General features: G+C 62.2%; 15 protein-coding genes and 1 pseudogene. 3 read left to right on the top strand and 13 right to left on the bottom strand.

Features of this window, described 5'->3' with window-relative positions; all coding sequences use genetic code 11:
* Positions 1-9 precede the first annotated feature (9 nt).
* The gene (locus H681_RS23435) at positions 10-1,206 is read right to left on the bottom strand and encodes a class I SAM-dependent rRNA methyltransferase (protein WP_015479384.1); all 1,197 of its coding nucleotides are present in this window, start codon (positions 1,204-1,206) and stop codon (positions 10-12) included.
* Positions 1,207-1,295: 89 nt separating this feature from the next.
* A complete protein-coding gene (locus H681_RS23430) occupies positions 1,296-1,835 on the bottom strand; it encodes a type 1 glutamine amidotransferase domain-containing protein (protein ID WP_015479383.1) in 540 nt (179 codons plus the stop codon).
* 192 nt (positions 1,836-2,027) lie between these two features.
* Here H681_RS23430 and H681_RS23425 point away from each other — a divergent pair, with 192 nt between their 5' ends.
* The gene (locus tag H681_RS23425; protein ID WP_086009629.1) at positions 2,028-2,852 is read left to right on the top strand and encodes an HDOD domain-containing protein; all 825 of its coding nucleotides are present in this window, start codon (positions 2,028-2,030) and stop codon (positions 2,850-2,852) included.
* Positions 2,853-3,015: 163 nt separating this feature from the next.
* Here H681_RS23425 and H681_RS23420 read toward each other — a convergent pair whose 3' ends face one another.
* From H681_RS23420 to rfbB, 11 genes are all read right to left on the bottom strand, one after another.
* A complete protein-coding gene (locus H681_RS23420; protein ID WP_015479381.1) occupies positions 3,016-4,914 on the bottom strand; it encodes a beta-ketoacyl synthase in 1,899 nt (632 codons plus the stop codon).
* 260 nt (positions 4,915-5,174) lie between these two features.
* The gene (arcC, locus tag H681_RS23415) at positions 5,175-6,107 is read right to left on the bottom strand and encodes a carbamate kinase (RefSeq protein ID WP_015479380.1); all 933 of its coding nucleotides are present in this window, start codon (positions 6,105-6,107) and stop codon (positions 5,175-5,177) included.
* A gap of 69 nt (positions 6,108-6,176) precedes the next feature.
* Positions 6,177-7,187, bottom strand: coding sequence for an ornithine carbamoyltransferase (locus H681_RS23410; protein ID WP_015479379.1), 1,011 nt, complete (start codon positions 7,185-7,187; stop codon positions 6,177-6,179).
* A gap of 113 nt (positions 7,188-7,300) precedes the next feature.
* Positions 7,301-8,557 carry an arginine deiminase gene (gene arcA / locus H681_RS23405; protein ID WP_015479378.1) on the bottom strand — a complete coding sequence of 419 codons (1,257 nt, stop codon included), beginning with the start codon at positions 8,555-8,557 and terminating at the stop codon, positions 7,301-7,303.
* A gap of 16 nt (positions 8,558-8,573) precedes the next feature.
* A complete protein-coding gene (gene arcD, locus H681_RS23400) occupies positions 8,574-10,022 on the bottom strand; it encodes an arginine-ornithine antiporter (RefSeq protein WP_015479377.1) in 1,449 nt (482 codons plus the stop codon).
* 573 nt (positions 10,023-10,595) lie between these two features.
* A complete protein-coding gene (gene dctD, locus H681_RS23390) occupies positions 10,596-11,990 on the bottom strand; it encodes a two-component system response regulator DctD (RefSeq protein ID WP_015479376.1) in 1,395 nt (464 codons plus the stop codon).
* Positions 11,987-13,798 carry a sensor histidine kinase gene (locus H681_RS23385; protein ID WP_015479375.1) on the bottom strand — a complete coding sequence of 604 codons (1,812 nt, stop codon included), beginning with the start codon at positions 13,796-13,798 and terminating at the stop codon, positions 11,987-11,989. The genes dctD and H681_RS23385 overlap by 4 nt, the downstream gene beginning before the upstream one ends.
* 123 nt (positions 13,799-13,921) lie before the next feature.
* Complete coding sequence (gene rfbC, locus H681_RS23380; RefSeq protein WP_015479374.1) at positions 13,922-14,467, bottom strand: dTDP-4-dehydrorhamnose 3,5-epimerase; 546 nt, start codon at positions 14,465-14,467, stop codon at positions 13,922-13,924.
* Positions 14,464-15,348, bottom strand: a complete 885-nt coding sequence (gene rfbA, locus H681_RS23375) for a glucose-1-phosphate thymidylyltransferase RfbA (RefSeq protein WP_015479373.1) — start codon at positions 15,346-15,348, stop codon at positions 14,464-14,466. The genes rfbC and rfbA overlap by 4 nt, the downstream gene beginning before the upstream one ends.
* Positions 15,345-16,271: a dTDP-4-dehydrorhamnose reductase gene (gene rfbD, locus H681_RS23370; RefSeq protein ID WP_041712244.1), complete on the bottom strand. Its 927-nt coding sequence runs from the start codon at positions 16,269-16,271 to the stop codon at positions 15,345-15,347. The genes rfbA and rfbD overlap by 4 nt, the downstream gene beginning before the upstream one ends.
* Positions 16,247-17,305, bottom strand: a complete 1,059-nt coding sequence (gene rfbB, locus H681_RS23365; RefSeq protein WP_015479371.1) for a dTDP-glucose 4,6-dehydratase — start codon at positions 17,303-17,305, stop codon at positions 16,247-16,249. Before rfbB ends, rfbD begins: the two co-directional genes overlap by 25 nt.
* Before the next feature lie 147 nt (positions 17,306-17,452).
* Between rfbB and H681_RS27005 the strand changes: the two are divergent.
* Positions 17,453-18,172 (top strand): annotated as a pseudogene (locus H681_RS27005) (IS66 family transposase); the annotation flags it as partial.
* 148 nt (positions 18,173-18,320) lie between these two features.
* Positions 18,321-19,340, top strand: a complete 1,020-nt coding sequence (locus tag H681_RS26145) for a D-glucuronyl C5-epimerase family protein (RefSeq protein ID WP_080636257.1) — start codon at positions 18,321-18,323, stop codon at positions 19,338-19,340.
* Positions 19,341-19,646 lie beyond the last annotated feature (306 nt).

Genomic DNA, 19,646 nt, shown 5'->3' with positions numbered 1-19,646 from the left:
CGTGATGCCTTAGCCGTTGGGCAGCAGGCGCACGGTCAGGCTCTTGATGTAGCGGGTTTCCGGGATCGCCAGGTGGACCGGGTGGTCCGGACCCTGGCCGCCACGCTCGAGCAACTGGATATTGCGGTCCAGGTGGCGGGCGCTGCCCAGCAGGATGTTCTGCAGGTCGTCCTCGGGCAGGTGCATGGAGCAGGAGGCGCTGACCAGGATGCCGTCCTTGGACAGCAGGCGCATGGCCTGTTCGTTGAGGCGGCGGTAGGCGGTCTCGCCGTTCTTCAGGTCCTTCTTGCGCTTGATGAAGGCGGGCGGGTCGGCAACGATCACGTCGAAGCGCTCGTCGGCGGCCTTCAGCTCGCGCAGGGCTTCGAACACGTCGCCTTCGACGCAGGCGACCTTGTCTGCCACGCCGTTCAGCGCGGCATTGCGCTCCACGCCATCGAGGGCGAAGCCGGAGGCATCGACGCACATCACGTCGCTGGCGCCGAAGGCCGCGGCCTGGATGCCCCAGCCGCCGATGTAGCTGAACAGGTCGAGCACGCGCTTGCCCTGCACATAGGGCTGCAGGCGGGCGCGGTTCATGCGGTGGTCGTAGAACCAGCCGGTCTTCTGGCCGGCCAGCACCGGGGCTTCGAACTTCACGCCGTTCTCTTCCAGCGCGACCCATTCCGGGACTTCGCCGTAGGCGTTGGCCACGTAGCGCTCCAGGCCTTCGGCATCGCGGGCGCTGGAGTCGTTCTTCCACAGCACGGCGCTGGGTTTGAGCACCTGCAGCAGGGCGGCGAGCACGTCGTCGCGGTGCTTTTCCATCGTCGCCGAGGCGAGCTGCACCACCAGCACGTCGCCGAAACGGTCCACGACCAGGCCCGGCAGCAGGTCGGAGTCGCCGTAGACCAGGCGGTAGAAGGGTTTGTCGAACAGGCGCTCGCGCAGGCTGAGGGCGACGTTCAGGCGGTGAACCAGCAGGGATTTGTCGAGAACGTGCTTGGTATCGCGGGAAATCAGGCGGGCGCAGATGAGGTTGTTCGGACTCATCGCGACGATGCCCAGCGGTTTGCCGTTGGCCATTTCGAGGATGGCCTGTTCGCCGGCGCCGAAACCGTTCAGCGGGGTGGCGGCGACGTCCACCTCGTTGCTGTAGACCCACAGGTGGCCGGCGCGCAGGCGGCGCTCGGCGTTGGCTTTCAGACGCAGGCTGGGCAGGGTCATGGGGAAAGGCTCCGGCAAAAGAGCGCGATTATACCGTAGCGGCACGCGCCGCCGGAGCGGGGCGCGTGCGCTTTTGGTCGACTTCGGGGTCAGGCGGCGAGGGCTTCGATCAACTGCTTGCTGAAGGCTGGGATGTCGTCCGGCTTGCGGCTGCTGATGAGGTGGCCGTCCTTGACCACGGGGCGGTCCACCCAATGGCCGCCGGCGTTGCTGATGTCGTCCTTGAGGGAGTTCCAGCTGGTCAGGGTACGGTCCTTCACCAGGCCGGCGGAGACCAGCAGCCAGGCGCCGTGGCAGATCACCGCGATGGGCTTGCCGGCGTGGTCGGCGCGTCGCACCAGTTCCTGGGCCTTGGGCAGGCTGCGGATCTGGTCGGAATTGATCACGCCGCCGGGCAGCAGCACGGCGTCATACTCGTCGATGCGGGCCGTCTCGAAGGTACCGTCCACCTTGAAACTGTCGGCGGGCCGGTCATGGTTCCAGCCACGGACCTTGTCGGCGTTGTCGGAAAGAATGCGTACCTTGGCCCCGGCCTGTTCCAGGGCGCCGCGCGGGCCGGTCAGTTCCACCTGCTCGAAGCCGTCGGTGACCAGGATGGCGACAGTCTTGCCGTTGAGTGTCTGGCTCATGGCGAATCTCCCGTTTCGTCCTTTTGGGTGTAAAGGTTCCGACACTGCCGCCGATGAAAGTTCAGTCTAAAACGCCGGTTCCAGAACGTTGCGCTCTGGGTAAACTGTGCGCCCCGTCAACTTTCAACCTGCCCGCCCATGTCCCAGGAACTCACCGCCGAACAGATCCGTCAGGCCCTGCAGGGCATCAGCGTGCCGCCGCAGCCGCAGATCATGGTTGACCTGCAGATGGAGCAGTTCATGCCCAACCCGGATCTGAAGGCGATCGCCAAGCTGATCAGCCAGGACCCGGGGCTGTCCGGCGCGCTGCTGAAGCTGGTGAACTCACCGTTCTTCGGCCTGGCCAACCGCATCACCTCGATCCAGCGGGCGGTGAACCTGTTGGGCAGCCGCTCGGTGATCAACCTGATCAATGCGCAGTCGATCAAGGGCGAGATGAGCGACGACACCATCGTCACCCTCAACCGTTTCTGGGATACCGCGCAGGACGTGGCGATGAGCTGCCTGACCCTGGCCAAACGCATCGGCTACGAGTCGGTGGACGAGGCCTACGCGTTGGGGTTGTTCCACAACTGCGGCATTCCGCTGATGCTCAAGCGCTTCCCGCACTACATGGCGGTGCTGGAGGAGGCCTATGCCAGCGCCAGTGACGAGCGCCGGGTGGTGGACACCGAGAACCGCGTGCTGAACACCAACCATGCCGTGGTCGGCTACTTCACCGCGCGCTCCTGGCGCCTGCCGGAGCATGTCTGCGAGGCCATCGCCAATCATCACAACGCGTTGTCGATCTTCAGCGACGACAGTGCCCGCGACACGCAGCTGAAGAACCTGCTGGCGATCCTCAAGATGGCCGAGCACATCTGCGGCTCGCACCGCGTGCTGGGCAACCAGCCGGAAGACCACGAGTGGGAGAGCATCCGCGCCAGGGTGCTGGATTACGTCGGGCTGAGCGAGTACGACTTCGAGAACCTCAAGAGCAGCATTCTCGAACTGGGCGTGGGGCAGGGCACCTACTGACCGCCGCGTAGGCTCTTCGTAGGAGCGAGCTTGCTCGCGAACGAGTTTCCCGGCGGGTAAGGCGTTGAGCGGTTCGCGAGCAAGCTCGCTCCTACAAAAAAGCACTGCGTTCGGGCATGAAAAAGCCGGGCAGATGCCCGGCTTTTTCGTGGAGCGGCGGCGATCAGTCGAGCATGTCGCTGAAGCGCTCGTCCTTCTTGTAGGCGATGGCCTGGTTGAAGCCCGGCACCTGTACGCCCTTGTCGCTGATCTCGATGGCCTTCTCGTCGATCATGTCGTTGCCGAAGTTGTAGATGATGTCGAAACGCCCCTGGGTGGCGGCTTCATCATACTGCCGGGCAGCGCTGCGGGTGGCTTCGCGGCGGGCCTGGTAGTCGGCGAAGGCGGCATCGCCGTGGCGCTTGCGCAGCATCTTCTCGGTCACGGCGGGGGACAGCAGCACACCGGTGGCGTTGTTGCCGCCGAAACCCTTGGAGTTGATGAAGCAGACTTCCAGGTCGTCGCGGCGCACGTCGCTGCTGGACAGGGCGATGTGGTCCCTGAAGACGTCGTCGGCGAAGGTTTCGACGGTCTTGATGCCCGGGATCACGCCGTAGCGGAAGGTGCCCAGGGCGGAGATCATCTGGTCGGCGCTGGCGGTGGCCAGGGAGTGGCCGACGAAGGCCTTCACCGCGGTGATCGGCCAGTCGCTGATGCCGAAGGCGGTGGCGACGCGATCGAGGATTTCCGACTCGGTGACGCGGTTGGCCGGGGTGCTGGAGCCGTGGGCGTGGACGAAGCTGTGCTGGCGCACGCTCTTTTCGCCGACGATCTGCGTGGCGGCGGCCACGGCCTTGGCCATCGTCAGGTAGTTGCCGGGGCCGGGGGCGGAGATGGACTTCTTGAAGCCGTCGGCGTTGATGAACACGTCCGGCACCGAGCCGTGGATCTCGGCGCCCAGTTCCAGGGCCAGGGCGTCGTCCATCAGCACCACGTACTGGGCGGATTCGGCCAGGGTGAAGCCGCAGTTCTCGCCGAACGGGCGGCTGGCGCGGCGGAAATCGACGTCGTCGCGGCCTTCGATGTGGCGCAGGCCTTCCTCGGTGGCCAGCGCGCCCATGGCGGCGTAGCCCTCGATGATCTCGGAGGTGATCGGCGCTTCGGCGTTGCCGACGATGGCCACGCGGGCCTGGCCGCTGGTGATGACGTCGATGCCCTTCTGCAGGTTGTAGAGGAAGGTGGCGCAGGCGCCGGTGACGCTGCCGGTCATGCCGACGCTGCCCAGCACGTAGGCGTTGATGAAGTCGGTGGGCATGCTGTTGAAGCCCAGTGGCAGTTGCTTGGCCGACACGCGGTGGCCGCGCAGGCGCGACTGCAGCAGGCCGCCGAAGCCGTTCTCGTCCAACTGGCTCATGATGCTGCTGGAGAACACGGCGATCTCGTCGGGCTGCACCTTGTCGCAGATGGTCTGCCAGTCGATGCCGGTGGAGCGCACCGCGTCGGTGGCGGCGACCACGGACATCTGCAGGCCGCGCGGGTGGAAGCGCGAGTTGTACAGCTCGCCGGGTTCGAAGCCGGTGGGCAACTGGCCGGCGGACTTCACCGGCAGCGCGCGGTAGCTGTCGACCTTGAACTCGCAACTGTCGTGCAGGGTAACGCGCACCTCGCCGCCTTCGAGTTCTTCCACCGACCAGTTGGCCGGCAGCGGCTCGGGCAGTTGCTTGCGCAGACTGGTGAAGGTCACCGGGCCGCCGGCGGCGCTGACGGTCAGGCTCTTGTGGCAGTGCGCGGCGTCGACGTCGAGGTATTGCAGCTCGATGCGACGGATCAGGGTGGACTGGCGGATCTGCTGCTCGAAGCGCTGCTCGATGGCGGCGAGGTCGAGGCTGTCGCCGTCGGCGTCCTGGTACTGGCCGTCGACGACCTTGACCAGCTTCATCATCACCGCGAGGCCGGCGAGGGTTTCCTGGCGGGCGGCGCTCTCCATGGATTCGAGGACGGTGCGGCGGAACCCATGATGGAACGAGCTGCGACCCGCAGCGTTATACCCACCAAAACCAACGATGACCGGTAGTCGAGACATCTCTCGGAAACTCCTTCAGCAAGTCCATCTTGTACGGCCGGGCGGCGGTTGCCCAAGGCGGGGCGGCCCGGTGGCACAAAGCCAGGCGGTGGCTAGAGTGATTCGAATGCTTTAGCTGACGAGGATGATGACCGCCGAGTCACGCCAATGCCAGGATTTGGCGGAAGAAGACGACGAATTTCCGTATGGATCGAGCGGAGACTGCTGAAGGAAGGGGAGCCGGGAGCCACGGTGGGCTCCCGGGGTGTCGCGGGTAGTGCTCAGCGGTACTCGATGCCAGCCTTTTTGGTGCTGACGCGGGTGCCGGACTTGCCTTCGGTGATGGCGACGATGTTTTCCAGCGAGCCGATCACCGCGTCCTTGCCGGTGTTGCGGGCGAACTCGATGGCGGCCATGACCTTCGGCCCCATGGAGCCGGCGGCGAAGCCCAGGCGTTCCAGTTCGTCCGGGTGGGCCTGGGCGATGGCCTTCTGGGTCGGTTTGCCCCAGTCGATGTAGGCCGCGTCCACGTCGGTGGCGATGATCAAGATGTCTGCCGACAGCTCCTGGGCCAGCAGCGAGGAGCAGAGGTCCTTGTCGATGACCGCTTCGACACCGGAGAGCTTCTTGCCGGCTTCGTCATACATGGTCGGGATGCCGCCGCCGCCCGCGCAGATGACGATGGTGCCCTTGTCCAGCAGCCACTTGACCGGGCGGATCTCGAAGATGCGCTTCGGACGGGGGCTGGCGACCACGCGGCGGAACTTGTCGCCATCAGGTGCGATGCTCCAGCCTTTTTCCTTGGCGAGGGCTTCGGCCTCTTCCTTGGAGTAGACCGGGCCGATCGGCTTGGTCGGGTTCTGGAAGGCCGGGTCCTTGGCGTCGACTTCGACCTGGGTGAGGATGGTGGCGAACGGTACTTCGAACGGCAGCAGGTTGCCCATTTCCTGTTCGATCATATAGCCGATCATGCCTTCGGTCTCGGCGCCGAGAACGTCCAGCGGGTACGGGCTGACTTTCTCATAGGCCGCGCCCTGCAGGGCCAGCAGGCCGACCTGCGGACCGTTGCCGTGGGCGATCACCAGCTCGTTGCCCGGGGCAACCTTGGCGATCTGTTCGGCAGCGATCCGTACGTTGGTGCGCTGGTTGTCGGCAGTCATGGGCTCGCCACGACGCAGCAGGGCATTGCCGCCCAATGCGACGACGATACGCATATTCATTTCCTCCGAAAGAGTGGGAGCGCCCGGACCGGCGACGTCGTCGCGGTCCGGGGCTGTCCGGCATTACATGTCGGCGAGGGTCGAAACGAGGATCGCCTTGATGGTGTGCATGCGGTTTTCCGCTTGCTCGAAGGCGATGTTGTACGGGGACTCGAAGACGTCATCGGTGACTTCGATGCCGTTCTTCAGGTTCGGGTACTGTTCGGCGATCTGCTTGCCGACCTTGGTTTCGCTGTTGTGGAAGGCGGGCAGGCAGTGCATGAACTTCACGCGCGGGTTGCCGGCGGCCTTCATCATGTCCATGTTGACCTGGTAGGGCAGCAGTTCCTTGATGCGCTCGCCCCAGGCTTCGACCGGCTCACCCATCGATACCCAGACGTCGGTGTGGATGAAATCCACGCCCTTGACCGCGACTTTCGGGTCTTCGGTGATGGTGATCTTCGCGCCGCTTTCTTCGGCGAACTTCTTGCAGGCGGCGACGTGTTCGTCGGTCGGCCAGAGTTCCTTGGGAGCTGCGATGCGCACGTCCATGCCGAGCTTGGCGCCGATCAGCAGCAGGGAGTTACCCATGTTGTTGCGGGCGTCGCCCAGGTAGGCGTAGGCGATGTCGTGCAGCGGCTTGTCGCTGTGCTCGCGCATGGTCAGCACGTCAGCCAGCATCTGGGTCGGGTGGTATTCATCGGTTAGGCCGTTGAACACCGGGACGCCGGCGAACTTGGCCAGTTCCTCGACGATTTCCTGCTTGAAGCCACGGTACTCGATGGCGTCGTACATGCGGCCGAGTACGCGGGCGGTGTCCTTCATGGACTCCTTGTGGCCGATCTGCGAGGAGTTCGGGTCGATGTAGGTGACGTTGGCGCCCTGGTCATAGGCGGCCACTTCGAAGGCGCAACGGGTGCGGGTCGAGGTTTTCTCGAAGATCAGCGCAATGTTGTTGCCTTTGAGGTGTTGCTGCTCGGTGCCGGTGTACTTGGCGCGCTTGAGGTCGCGGGACAGATCCAGGAGATAACGCAGCTCGCGGGTGCTGTGGTGCATCAGGCTGAGCAGGTTACGGTTGTGCATGTTGAAAGCCATGATCGTTCTCCTTGTGGGATGGAAGTCTCTGCCTCGTCAGTGCCGTTTGTGGTTGGCAAGGCAGGCGGCCCTGTTCGGGCCGCCGTGTGAGGTATGTGCGCTCTGTTGGGTAATCAGTAGTCGATCGGGTCGCGGATGATCGGGCAGGTCATGCAGTGACCGCCGCCACGGCCCCGGCCCAGTTCGCCGGCGCTGATGGTGACCACTTCCACGCCAGCCTTGCGCAGCAGGGTGTTGGTGTAGGTGTTGCGGTCATAACCGACCACCACGCCCGGCTCCAGGCAGACCACGTTGTTGCCGTCGTCCCACTGCTCGCGCTCGGCGGCGAAGCTGTTGCCGCCGGTTTCCACGACGCGCAGTTTCTTCAGGCCCAGCGATTCGGCGACGACGGTGAGGAAGTCCTTGTCTTCGCGCTGGACATTGAGGCCGTAGGGGCTCTTCTCGTCCGGACGCAGGACGAAGGGAACGATCTCCTTCACCACTTCCGGGAAGACGGTGACCAGGTCGCGGTCGCAGAAGGTGAATACGGTGTCCAGGTGCATCGCGGCGCGGGACTTGGGCAGGCCGGCAACGATGACTTTCTCGGCCGCGCCCTTGGCGAACAGTGCCTGGGCAACCTGGCCGATGGCTTGGCGGGAGCTGCGTTCACCCATGCCGATCAGGACGACGCCGTTGCCGATTGGCATCACGTCGCCACCTTCCAGGGTGGACATGCCGTGGTCCTTGTCCGGATCGCCGTACCAGATTTCGAATTCGGCGTTGGTGAATTCCGGGTGGAACTTGTAGATGGCGGTGGCCAGCAGGGTTTCCTGACGTCGCGCCGGCCAGTACATCGGGTTCAGGGTCACGCCGCCGTAGATCCAGCAGGTGGTGTCGCGGGTGAACTGGGTGTTGGGCAGCGGCGGCAGCAGGAAGCTGGAGTGGCCCAGGTAGTCGCGGTACATCTTCAGCGCCTTGGCGCCTTCGCTGTCAGGGATATCGTCAGAGGCCACGCCACCGATGAGGAACTCGGCCAGCTTGCGCGGCTCCAGGCCTTCCAGCCAGCTACGCAGCTCCTGGGTCAGGCCCAGGCCGACGCTGTCGTTGGTGATCTTGCGGTCGAGGATCCACTTCAGGGCCTCGGGATTCTGGACGGTCTCGGTCAGCAGATTGTGCATTTCCAGGACGTCGATACCGCGCTCACGCATCTTGGTGACGAAGTCGAAATGGTCGCGCTTGGCCTGGTTCACCCAGATTACGTCGTCGAACAGCAACTCGTCGCAGTTGCTCGGGGTCAGGCGTTGGTGGGCGAGTCCAGGCGAGCAGACCATCACTTTGCGCAGTTTGCCAGCTTCAGAATGAACGCCAAGTTTGGTTTTTTCCGTGCTCATGAGATGTCTCCAGGAGTTACAGAGAGAGGAAGCCGTCGTAGAGGCCGTAAGCTGCGATCAGGAATCCGATTGCAACGATTGCGAAAATCAGCTTCTCGACATTGGTGAAGATGGGTTGGCCCACTTCACGTTTCGCGATAGCGAAGAGGATGACCCCCGGCGCATACAGCAGCGCCGACAGCAGCAGGTATTTCAGGCCACCGGCATAGATCAGCCAGATGGCGTAGATGACCGAGATGGCGGCGATGATCAGGTCCTTGCCGCGATCGCCCGGGTCCTTGTCGTAGGTCTCGCCCTTCACGGTCAGCAGCAGTGCGTAGGCGGCGGACCAGAAGTACGGCACCAGGATCATCGAGGTGGCCAGCAGCAGCATCCGGGTGTACGGGTCCATCCCGTCGGAGCTGCCCGAGGTGAAGAACACGATGACCAGGAAGACCTGTACGCAGATGTTGGTCAGCCACAGGGCGTTGGCCGGTACCTGGTTGGCGTTCTCGCGGCGCAGGAACTCGGGCATGGTGTGGTCCTTGGCCGCGGCGAACATGATCTCGGCGCAGAGCAGGACCCAGGAGAGCAGGGCACCCAGCAGGGAGATCAGCAGACCGACGCTGATCAGGACGGCACCCCAGTGCCCGACGATGTGCTCCAGTACCAGCGCCATCGACGGGTTCTGCAGCTTGGCCAGTTCCGGCTGGGTCATTACGCCCATCGACAGTACGTTCACCAGTACCAGCAGGAGCAGCACGGTGATGAAGCCGATGACCGTGGCCTTACCGACGTCCGAACGCTTTTCCGCACGGGAGGAGAAGATGCTCGCGCCTTCGATGCCGATGAACACCCAGACGGTGACCAGCATCATGTTGCGCACCTGGTTCATCACGCTGCCCAGCTCCGGATTGCTCGAGCCCCAGATGTCGGCGGTGAAGATGTCCAGTTTGAAGGCGAACACGCAGATCAGGATGAATAGGAACAGCGGCACGATCTTGGCGACGGTCGTGACGGTGTTGATGAACGCCGCTTCCTTGATCCCGCGCAGTACCAGGAAGTGCAGGGCCCACAGCAGCACCGAAGCGCCGATGATCGCGGCCAGCGTGTCGCCCTTGCCGAAGATCGGGAAGAAGTAGCCCAGGGTGCTGAACAGCAACATGAAGTAACCGACGTTGCCGAGCCAGGCGCTGATCCAGTAACCCCAGGCCGAGGAGAAGCCCATGTAGTCGCCGAAGCCGGCCTTGGCGTAGGCGTACACGCCGCCGTCGAGTTCAGGTTTGCGGTTGGCGAGGGTCTGGAAGACGAATGCCAGGGTCAGCATCCCGACCGCGGTGATGGCCCAGCCGATGAGGATAGCGCCGACGTCCGCACTGGCGGCCATGTTTTGCGGAAGGGAGAAAATGCCCCCGCCGATCATGGAACCAACCACCAGGGCCGTCAGCGCGCCGAGTTTCAATTTTTGGCTGCTTTCTTGCGACATTTAAGAATCTCCCTATAGGAAGTTGGAGAGTGAGGCTATTTAGCGCCCGTCTTGGCGGTGCACTCCTGATTCAGGTCAATAGCTTGCTATCCAATGTATTGGGCAGTACTTCCTGCTCTGCCCACCCCGCATAAACCATAGGAGAGGTTTTGCATTAGCGCCCGATTTAGAGGGGATTTCGTGAAGATTTGAGCGTGGTTTCATGACCGCAGCATGGCAGTCGAATTCGCAGGCCCGCGCAGGACGCGCCGTTGCGCTTGATTTGCAGATACAGGGAGGCACAAGACCGTTATGTAGGAAAGTCCTGAACGAAGCTGCGAGGAGGGAAAATTGGCCGGGGCAGGATCACTGCACCCGGCGATGCGCCTGTCGAATCGCAGGCGCGAGATGGCAAGAAGCCTGAAGGACACCGCCGGGTTCGTGGCCCGGAGGGCGTGCCGCAAGCGGGTGCGGCACGAAGCAATGCGCAACGCGCACTGGATAAATGAAGAGCAAGGGCTGTGCCAGCACGCCGTAGCCCCGGCTTCCGGGCTCTGCGTGATGAAGTGGTTAACCAGATAGGCGGATTCTTGCTCAGTTGTCGCCATCGTCGGCGGAATTTCCGCCACTGCCGGAGAACAGCAGCCCGTGTTTGCGCAGCTTGTCGTGCAGGGTCTTGCGCGGCACGCCCAGGGCTTCGGCAAGGCTGCGCAGCGAGTTGTGCGGGCGGCCCATCTCCGCGGCGATCAGCGAGCGCTCGAAGGCTTCCACCTGTTCGTTCAGCCCTCCGTCGGCGATGGCTGGCGCTCCTTGGGCGCCGCCTTCGTCCAACCCCAGGTCCAGTCCCAGTGCGTAACGCTCCGCGGCGTTCTGCAACTCCCGTACGTTGCCCGGCCAGCCGTGGGCGAGCAGTTGTGCGCGTTGTGCGGAGTCCAGGGCGCGCGCTGTCAGGCCATGTCGTTGGGCTCCGCGTTCGACGAAGTGCTGGAACAGCAGGAGGATGTCGTCGCCCCGCTCGCGCAGCGGCGGGATGCGCAGGCTGGCGACGTTCAGGCGGTAATAAAGGTCGGCGCGGAAACGGCCCTCATCGGAGGCCAGGCGCAGGTCCTCCTTGGTCGCCGCGATGATACGGATGTCCAGCGCAATGAGCTGGTTGGAGCCCAGGCGCTCGACGGTGCGCTCCTGCAGCAGGCGCAGCAGCTTGACCTGCACGTCCAGGCTCATGCTCTCGATCTCATCGAGGAACAAGGTGCCGCCGTTGGCGTATTCGAACTTGCCGATGCGCCGTTTCTGCGCGCCGGTGAAGGCGCCTTGCTCATGGCCGAACAGCTCGCTTTCCACCACCGACTCGGCCAGCGCGCCGGCATTGATGGCAACGAAGGGACCGTCGCGCCGGCTCGACAGGTCGTGCAGGGCACGGGCAACCACTTCCTTGCCCGAACCGGTTTCGCCGAGGATGAGCACGTCGGCCTGGATCGCCGCCAGCGAGGCGACCTGCTGCTGCAAGCGCTGCATCGGTGCTGACTGGCCAACCAGGCGGCCGCGCAATTCCTTCTGTTCGGACAGCGCCAGGCGCAGGCTGCGGTTCTCCAGCACCAGCCGGCGCACATCGAGGGCACGGCGTACGCTGTCGAGCAATGCATCGCTGGGGAAAGGTTTTTCCAGGAAGTCGTAGGCACCCGAGCGCATGGCCTTGACCGCCAGCGGGACGTCGCCGTGGCCGGTAACCAGGATCACCGGCAGCTCGGCGTCCTGCGCGTGCAACTGCTCCAGCAGTTGCAGGCCGTCGATGCCGGGCATGCGGATATCGCTGACGATCACGCCGGGCCAGTCCCGTGCCTGCTGCGTATCGAGTTGGCGCGCATCGGCCAGGGCGACGACCTTGAAGCCGGCCAGGTCGAGGGTCTGGCACAGCGCCTGGCGCAAGTGGGGGTCGTCGTCGATCAACAGCACCTGGGTGGTGGAGTCGAAGGGCGCTGTCGAACTCATGCGCGGGTTTCCTCTTGCGGCGTCGAAGTCACGCCGGGAATGCCCGGCAACAGGTGCAATTGTACGAGAGCGCCGCCTTCGGGGTGATTGCCCAATTCCAGATGCCCACCGAGAGTACGTAACAAGGTGTCGCAGATGGCCAGGCCGAGGCCGAGGCCCTTGGCACTGGTCTTGGTGGTAAAGAAGGGTTCGCGAGCATGGGCCAGCGCCTGCTCGGAGAAACCGGGGCCGTTGTCGCGCAGCGACAGGATGATGCGCTCCGGCGTCTGCTCGGCGGTCAGCCAGATGCGGCGCGGCGGTGCCTTTTCGGTGAGCGCGTCGAGGGCGTTGGAGAGCAGGTTGGAAAGAACCTGTCGTAGCCGGGTCTCGCCGGCCTGTACCCAGATCGCCGCATCTGGCAGATCGCGCAGTAGCTCGACGTTCATCGCTTGCCGGCGCGGCGCGACCAGCGCCAGGGCATCGTTGATCGCCGGTTGCAGCGCGACGTTCTCCGGCGCGCGCCGTGCGCCACGGGCATAGGCCTTGAGATGGCCGATGATCGAGGCCATGCGCCCGGTCAGTTCGCCGATCTGCTGCAGGTTGCCGCGTGCATCGTCGTAGCGTTCATGGTCGAGCAGCACGCGGGCGTTGTCGGCATAGCTGCGGATCGCCGCCAGCGGCTGGTTGAGCTCGTGGCTGATGCTGGCGGACATGGTGCCCAGGGCGGTCAGCTTGCCGGCCTGTACGACTTCATCCTGGGCGTGCATCAGCTCGCGTTGCGCCTGTTCGCGGTTGCTGACCTCTTCCTGCAAGCGGGTGTTGGCGTCTTCCAGTTCCTGGGTGCGTTCCTGTACGCGCAGCTCCAGTTCGTGCTTGGCCTGTTCTTCCAGCTCGATGCGCTCCAGGTAGTGGCGGCGGCTGATGGTCAGCAGCGACAGCAGCAGGAGCAGCGCGACGAGGGTGGCTGCGCCGATCAGCACGACGCTGCGCACCGGGCCGTCCACCTGGGTGCGGGGGGTATAGATGCTCACTGTCCAGCCGGTTTCCGGCAGAAGGCGACTCTGGCTGATCCAGCGGCGCTGGTTGATCTTCAACGGTGCCGGGTGGAGCACCGGATAAGGAATGTTCTCGGCGATTTCGCGCTGCTTGGCAGGCGATAGCTCCTTCGCGGTATGGAAACGCCACGCGTCGCTGGAAGACAGGATGACCACGCCGTTGGAGTCCATGACCAGCAATTGCTCCGGCGTGTTGCCCCAGAGCTGCTCCATGTGTTCCAGGTCGACCTTTACCACCAGCACGCCCAGCAGCTTTCCGCCTTCGCGCACGTCGCTGGCGAAGTAGTAACCGCGTCGCTTGGAGGTGGTGCCCAGGCCGAAGAAACGCCCTTGCTGACCTTGAGCCGCCTCCTTGTAGTAGGGACGAAAGGCGAAGTTGCGGCCGACAAAACTGTCCGGCTGATCCCAGTTGGAGGCGGCGTGGGTCATGCCGTCCGCCTGTATCAGATAAATGACGTCCGCCCCGGTACGCCCGCGGATGCGTTGCAGTTCGGAGTTGGCGGCGTTCTGTGCGGTGACGCTATCAGGCGCCTGCAGCGCGGCGCGAAGAGTTGGCAGCTCGCCGAGGATCGGCGGCAGGTCCTCGTAACGGCGCAGGGTGCCGAGCAGGTTGGCGACGTACAGGTCGAGGGTCTGCTGGTTCTGCTCGGCCAGTTGTTCGCTGTAGTAACGCTCGGCGAAGTGGTGGAGGGGCCAGAGCAGCGGCGCCAGCAGTAAGGCGAGAAGGGCCAGCGAGCGCCAGCGTGTGAGGTGATGGTTCAAGTCGGCATACATCGTATGGGGCGTGTTCGCTGTGGATGCTACACCGATCAAGGCCGGCGGGCTGCATCATGCGAACCGGCCCGCTTTGCCTGGCCGGTATGGATACCCCTCGATGCTCGCCTCGCCCTGGATGTTTCAGTCGAAGAGTTCGGCAGCCGCCAGACGGAGCCCTTCGCGGTCCTTCCCGGACAGCGCCGGCTCTGCGTCGAGAGGCCAGTCGATGGCAAGCTCCGGATCGTTCCAGGCGATGCAGCGCTCATGCTCCGGCGCCCAGAAGTCCGTGGTCTTGTAGAGAAACTCGGCGCTTTCGCTGAGCACCAGGAAACCGTGGGCGAATCCCTCGGGAATCCACATCTGCAGCTTGTTCTCTTCGCTGAGGACCTGGCCGACCCACTGGCCGAAGGTCGGTGAACTGCGGCGCAGGTCCACGGCGACGTCGAATACCTCGCCTCGGACGACACGTACCAGTTTTCCCTGGGGCTGCTGTATCTGGTAGTGCAGCCCGCGCAGCACGCCGCGGGACGAACGCGAGTGATTGTCTTGCACGAAATGGATCTGGCGGGCGATCGCCTGTTCGAATTTCTGCTGGTTGTAGCTTTCGAAGAAGAAGCCACGGCTGTCACCGAAGACTTGAGGTTCGATCACTAGAACATCGGGGATAGTCAACGGGGTGGCTTTCATCGGTAGACCGTTTGCGTCAGAAGGCGTTGGAGATACAGGCCGTAGCCGCTCCTGGAGAGTGGTGCAGCCAGGCGTTGCAAGTCTTCGGGGCTGATCCAGCCCTGGCGGAAGGCAATCTCCTCCGGACACGCGACTTTGAGCCCTTGCCGGTTCTCCAGGGTGGCAATGAACTGGCTGGCGTCGAGCAGCGACTCATGGGTGCCGGTGTCCAGCCAAGCATAGCCGCGGCCCATGATTTCCACCGACAGATCGTTTTGCTCCAGGTAGATGCGATTGATATCGGTGATTTCCAGTTCGCCGCGTGCCGAGGGGCGGAGGCTCTTGGCGATTTCGATGACACGCTGGTCGTAGAAATACAGCCCCGTCACCGCGTAATTGGATTTGGGCCGTGCCGGCTTTTCTTCGAGACTGATGGCCTTGCCACAGGTATCGAACTCCACGACGCCGTAACGTTCGGGGTCATGTACGTGGTAGGCGAAGACGGTCGCGCCGCTTACCCGTTGCGTGGCGTTGGTAAGGAGTTCCTGCAGGTCGTGACCGTGGTAGATGTTGTCGCCCAGCACCAGGGCGCTCAGGCTGTCGCCCAGAAACTGCTCGCCGATCAGGAACGCCTGAGCCAGACCGTCCGGTGAGGGTTGTACGGCGTACTGCAGTTCGATGCCCCATTGCTTGCCGCTGCCAAGTAGATGCTTGAATTGGGACGCATCCTGGGGAGTCGTGATGATCAGTATTTCCCTGATACCTGCCAGCATCAGGGTGCTGAGTGGGTAGTAGACCATCGGTTTGTCGTAGACCGGCAACAACTGCTTGGACACTGAGAGCGTGGCGGGATGCAGCCGGGTGCCGGCGCCGCCGGCGAGGATGATGCCCTTCCGCTTCATGCGGATTTTTCTCCTGCCAGTTCGATCAGCATCCGCTTCATGTGAGTTTCCCAGGCAGGCAGGGTCAGACCGAACGTCTCCCGCAGCTTGCGGGTATCGAGTCGAGAGTTGTGGGGGCGCGTTGCCGGCAGCGGGTACTCCTGGGTCGAGATCGGCAGAACCTGCGCTGGCGAGGTACGAAGTGGCAACCCCAGGCCAATGGCCTGCTCGATCACGAAGCGCGCGTAGCCATGCCAACTGATCTCGCCAGCTGCGGACAGGTGATAGAGGCCGGCGAGCGATCGGGCGTCAGCGCGATGGCGTAACTGTGCAAGCACCTGAGCAGTGACGTCGGCGATCAACTCGGCGCTGGTCGGTGCGCCGACCTGATCGGCAATCACGCGCAACTCCTCGCGATCCGCTGCCAGGCGCAGCATGGTCCTGGCGAAGTTCGCACCGCGTGCGGCGTAGACCCAACTGGTACGGAAGATCAGATGGCGGCAACCGCTGGCGATAATCGCCTGCTCACCTTCCAGCTTGGTCCGCCCGTAAACGTTGAGTGGTCCGGTCGGATCGACCTCGCGAAAGGGCTGGCTGCCGCTGCCGTCAAATACATAGTCGGTGGAGTAGTGCACGAGCCAGGCGTCCAGATCGGCGGCCAGTTCTGCCAGCAGGCCGACGGCTTCGGCATTCACTAGATGCGCACGGGTGCTGTCAGATTCGGCCTTATCCACTGCGGTATAGGCGGCCGCGTTCAGGATGATCGAGGGGCGTTCTGCGTTTATCAGGGCGCGCAGGCCCGCCAGGTCTTCCAGATCGCCACGCCGGCGATCACAGACGATCAGCCGCCCCAAGGGGGCGATGGCGCGCTGCAGCTCCCAGCCGACCTGGCCATTGGCGCCGAGGATCAGGATGTCGGTCACCTGTACTGCTTGTTCAGCCATTCACGGTAGGCCCCGCTGGCCACGTTTTCTACCCAGTCCTGGTTGTCCAGGTACCAGCGGACGGTCTTGGCAATACCGCTCTCGAAGGTTTCCGCAGGTTTCCAGCCCAGCTCCCGTTCCAGCCGAGTAGCGTCGATGGCGTAGCGACGATCATGGCCGGGGCGGTCCTTGACGAAGCGGATCTGCTCGCGGTAGCTGCGGCCATCGCTGCGCGGGGCTTCCTGGTCGAGCGTATCGCAGATTCGGTACACCACATCCAGGTTGGACTTCTCGTTCCAGCCGCCAACGTTGTAAGTCTCGCCCACTTGTCCGGCATCCAATACACGGCGAATGGCACTGCAGTGGTCCCTGACGTACAGCCAATCGCGAATCTGCTGGCCGTCGCCGTAGATTGGCAGCGTCTCTCCGGCCAGGGCATTGCGGATCACCAGAGGGATCAGCTTCTCCGGAAAGTGGAATGGCCCGTAGTTGTTCGAGCAGTTGGTGGTCAGTACCGGCAGGCCGTAGGTGTGGTGATAGGCGCGGACCAGATGGTCGGAGGCCGCCTTGGATGCGGAATAGGGGCTGTTGGGCTGATAGGGGTGTTGTTCGGTGAAGGCGGGCGCAGTGGGGGCGAGCGAGCCGTAGACCTCATCAGTGGAAACATGCAGGAAGCGGAAGCCGGATTTCTCCGGCGCACCGAGAGTTCCCCAGTAGCCGCGCACCGACTCAAGCAGGTGGAACGTCCCGACGATGTTCGTCTGGATGAAGTCCTCCGGTCCATGGATCGAGCGATCGACGTGCGATTCCGCAGCGAAGTTGATCACGGCCCGCGGTCGGTACTCGGCGAGAAGACGATTTACCAGTGCAGCATCACCGATATCGCCGTGCACGAAGGTGTGGTGTGGGTTTCCTTCCAGGCTTGCGAGGTTCTGCAGGTTGCCGGCGTAGGTCAGCTTATCGAGACTGACCACTGGTTCGTCATGGTTGGCGAACCAGTCCAGCACGAAATTGGCACCGATGAAGCCGGCGCTGCCGGTTATGAGGAGGGTCATGGGCCGGACCTGGATGAGGGATACCCCTGCATTCTGGGTGGAGCGGAAGAGATTGGGAAGGGGCAAGGCGTTTGGGTCGGGTGTAATGCAGTTCGCGCTGCGGCGGACAACGCAGGTGCGGTTTATGCGCTCTACAATAACTGTTCGACTACAGCCACCGCGCAGGAGGTGCTGTTGCGCCTGCTCGCCAGCTATTGTGGTCACCTGCCGATTGGCGACTATGCTGGCTACAACACCGTTGCCGCGCATGCGGAGATCGAACGCCTGGCTTTCTGGGCCCACACTCGGCACGAGTTTGCCGAGGCGTAAGAGGTACAACCCAAGGGCAAGACAACTAGCCGTGCCGATATGGAACGGAACCTGACTAACAAACTCTATGGCATCGAACGCGATCTGAAAGAGACCGTCGACTGCGAACGCCTGATTGCTCGCCGGCAACATGGTCTGCCGCTGCTGGATCAACTCAAGGCTTGGTTGGATATGAGCCGCAGGTTGTCGGGAGGACCGTTCTGGGCAAGGCGCTGAGCTACTTGGCGACAACTGGAGTCGATTGGGGCGCTACGTCGAAGGCGGGCATCTGCCCATCGATGACAACCATGCCGGGAATGCCATCCACCCCTTCGTGATCGAGAACAAGAGCTGGCCGCTCAGCGGCATTCCCAAGGGCGACACAACCAGTGCACAACTCTACACCCTGATTGAAACCACCAAGGGCCAACGGACAGGAGCCTTATGCCTGGCTGCGCTGCACCCTTTGAACGTCCGTCAATGGCACAGCGCTCCGAGGATTACGAAGCGCTGCTGCCCTGGAACTGCCTACCGACACGCATATCCATCTCACCCTTCTCTATATCTGGCGAAGGGTGAGGCTTCTGTGTTCTTGCCCCGCAATAACGGCAGCACGATGACGTGCAATTGAGCGACGGTAGGCCAAACCGGCTCTGCCAGTACCAGATTCAAAACGATGTTGGTGGCTAGATGATACTATGCGTCCCCTGTTTAGAATGGAGGTCGCATGCGCGCAATTTGGTTAGGGCTTATCTCAATGCTGGTCGTTCATGATGTGAGCGCAGCGTCTCTTCCCCCGTTGACGTTCGGGCATGAAGCGGATTCATTGCGGATGTTTGACTCATACCAGTCCGCAAAATATGAGCCGGCGAAGTATGCGGTTAGATATAGCCCTAGTGGTAAATATTTTAATATGGATGTTCTTAAGGCCTCGTACTCATCACCGACCTTCAAGTTCGATAGTTTCGGGATGCCGATGGTTTCATATGAGAAGCCAGGAGAAAGTCAGCGGACGTATCATTACAACCCTGTCACGTTGTCACAGTTTATCCTTCGTGAGCATTCTATAGTCATCAATGGAGACATGTCGGCGGCTAAGAAGATCAAAGTGGCTGCCGATAAGCTAATTGAGCTGCAGAGTGATGACGGTGCATTTCGTTATGATTACTCCTTCCGCATATGGCCAATGCCGGAGTTTAAACCAGGCTGGGTTTCCGCGCTCGGCCAAGGCAGTGCCATCAGCGCATATGTTAGGGCATGGAATACTACTGGGGACGAGAGATACGCAAAAGGTGCGGCAAAAGCGTTCGCGTTTCTTAAAGTTAAGAAGGAAAACGGTGGAGTTAGAACTACTCTCGCCGAGCTTGGAGATGGCCTTGGTCGGTACATGTGGCTAGAGGAGTATCCAGCTGAAATTACTCCATATACTCTTAATGGATTAATGTTTACGCTCATAGGTCTCTATGATTGGTGTAAGTCTAGTCCTTATTCAGATAGGGCGTCAGCTTGTTACTATTTTGATGAAAATCTGAAATCATTGAAGAAGGTTCTTCCACTCTATTCGGTCGGTGGTGCAAGCATGTATGACCTGAGTGTGTATACGTACGGAACTGAGAAGGCCAAATTTAATGCTTTCTATCACATGATTCATATTGTTCTTCTTAATGGTCTATATACCGTTACTGGGGATAGTGAGTTGGCAATCTATGCTCAGATTTTTGACTCTGCGTCAAGGGGAAGTAGATAGTCAATTAATTTCTTGGCTCATAACCTAATGTGCTTCACTTAAGAAGCAGATGAGTGAACGGCATTACCGCCTATGTATTCTTTCGCCCGAGCGAGGTGCCCCGAGCCCTGAATGGATGGGTTTTCTCGAAAACTTGCAAGGCACGGTGCTAGGCGGTTCGCGAGCGAGCTCGCTCCTACGAAAGACCTCGTTCCCTCGGCTGACGAATATCCGCTCATGGCGCACTTCGGCACACAGTTCGTTAAGTGAACAGTAGTACCGCTCATAGTCGTTTTTCTGTTTCTGGAGCCGACCATACCTCTCTTC

Source organism: Pseudomonas sp. ATCC 13867, assembly GCF_000349845.1.
Lineage (GTDB): Bacteria > Pseudomonadota > Gammaproteobacteria > Pseudomonadales > Pseudomonadaceae > Pseudomonas.
This window is presented reverse-complemented; position numbering and strand designations above follow the sequence as displayed.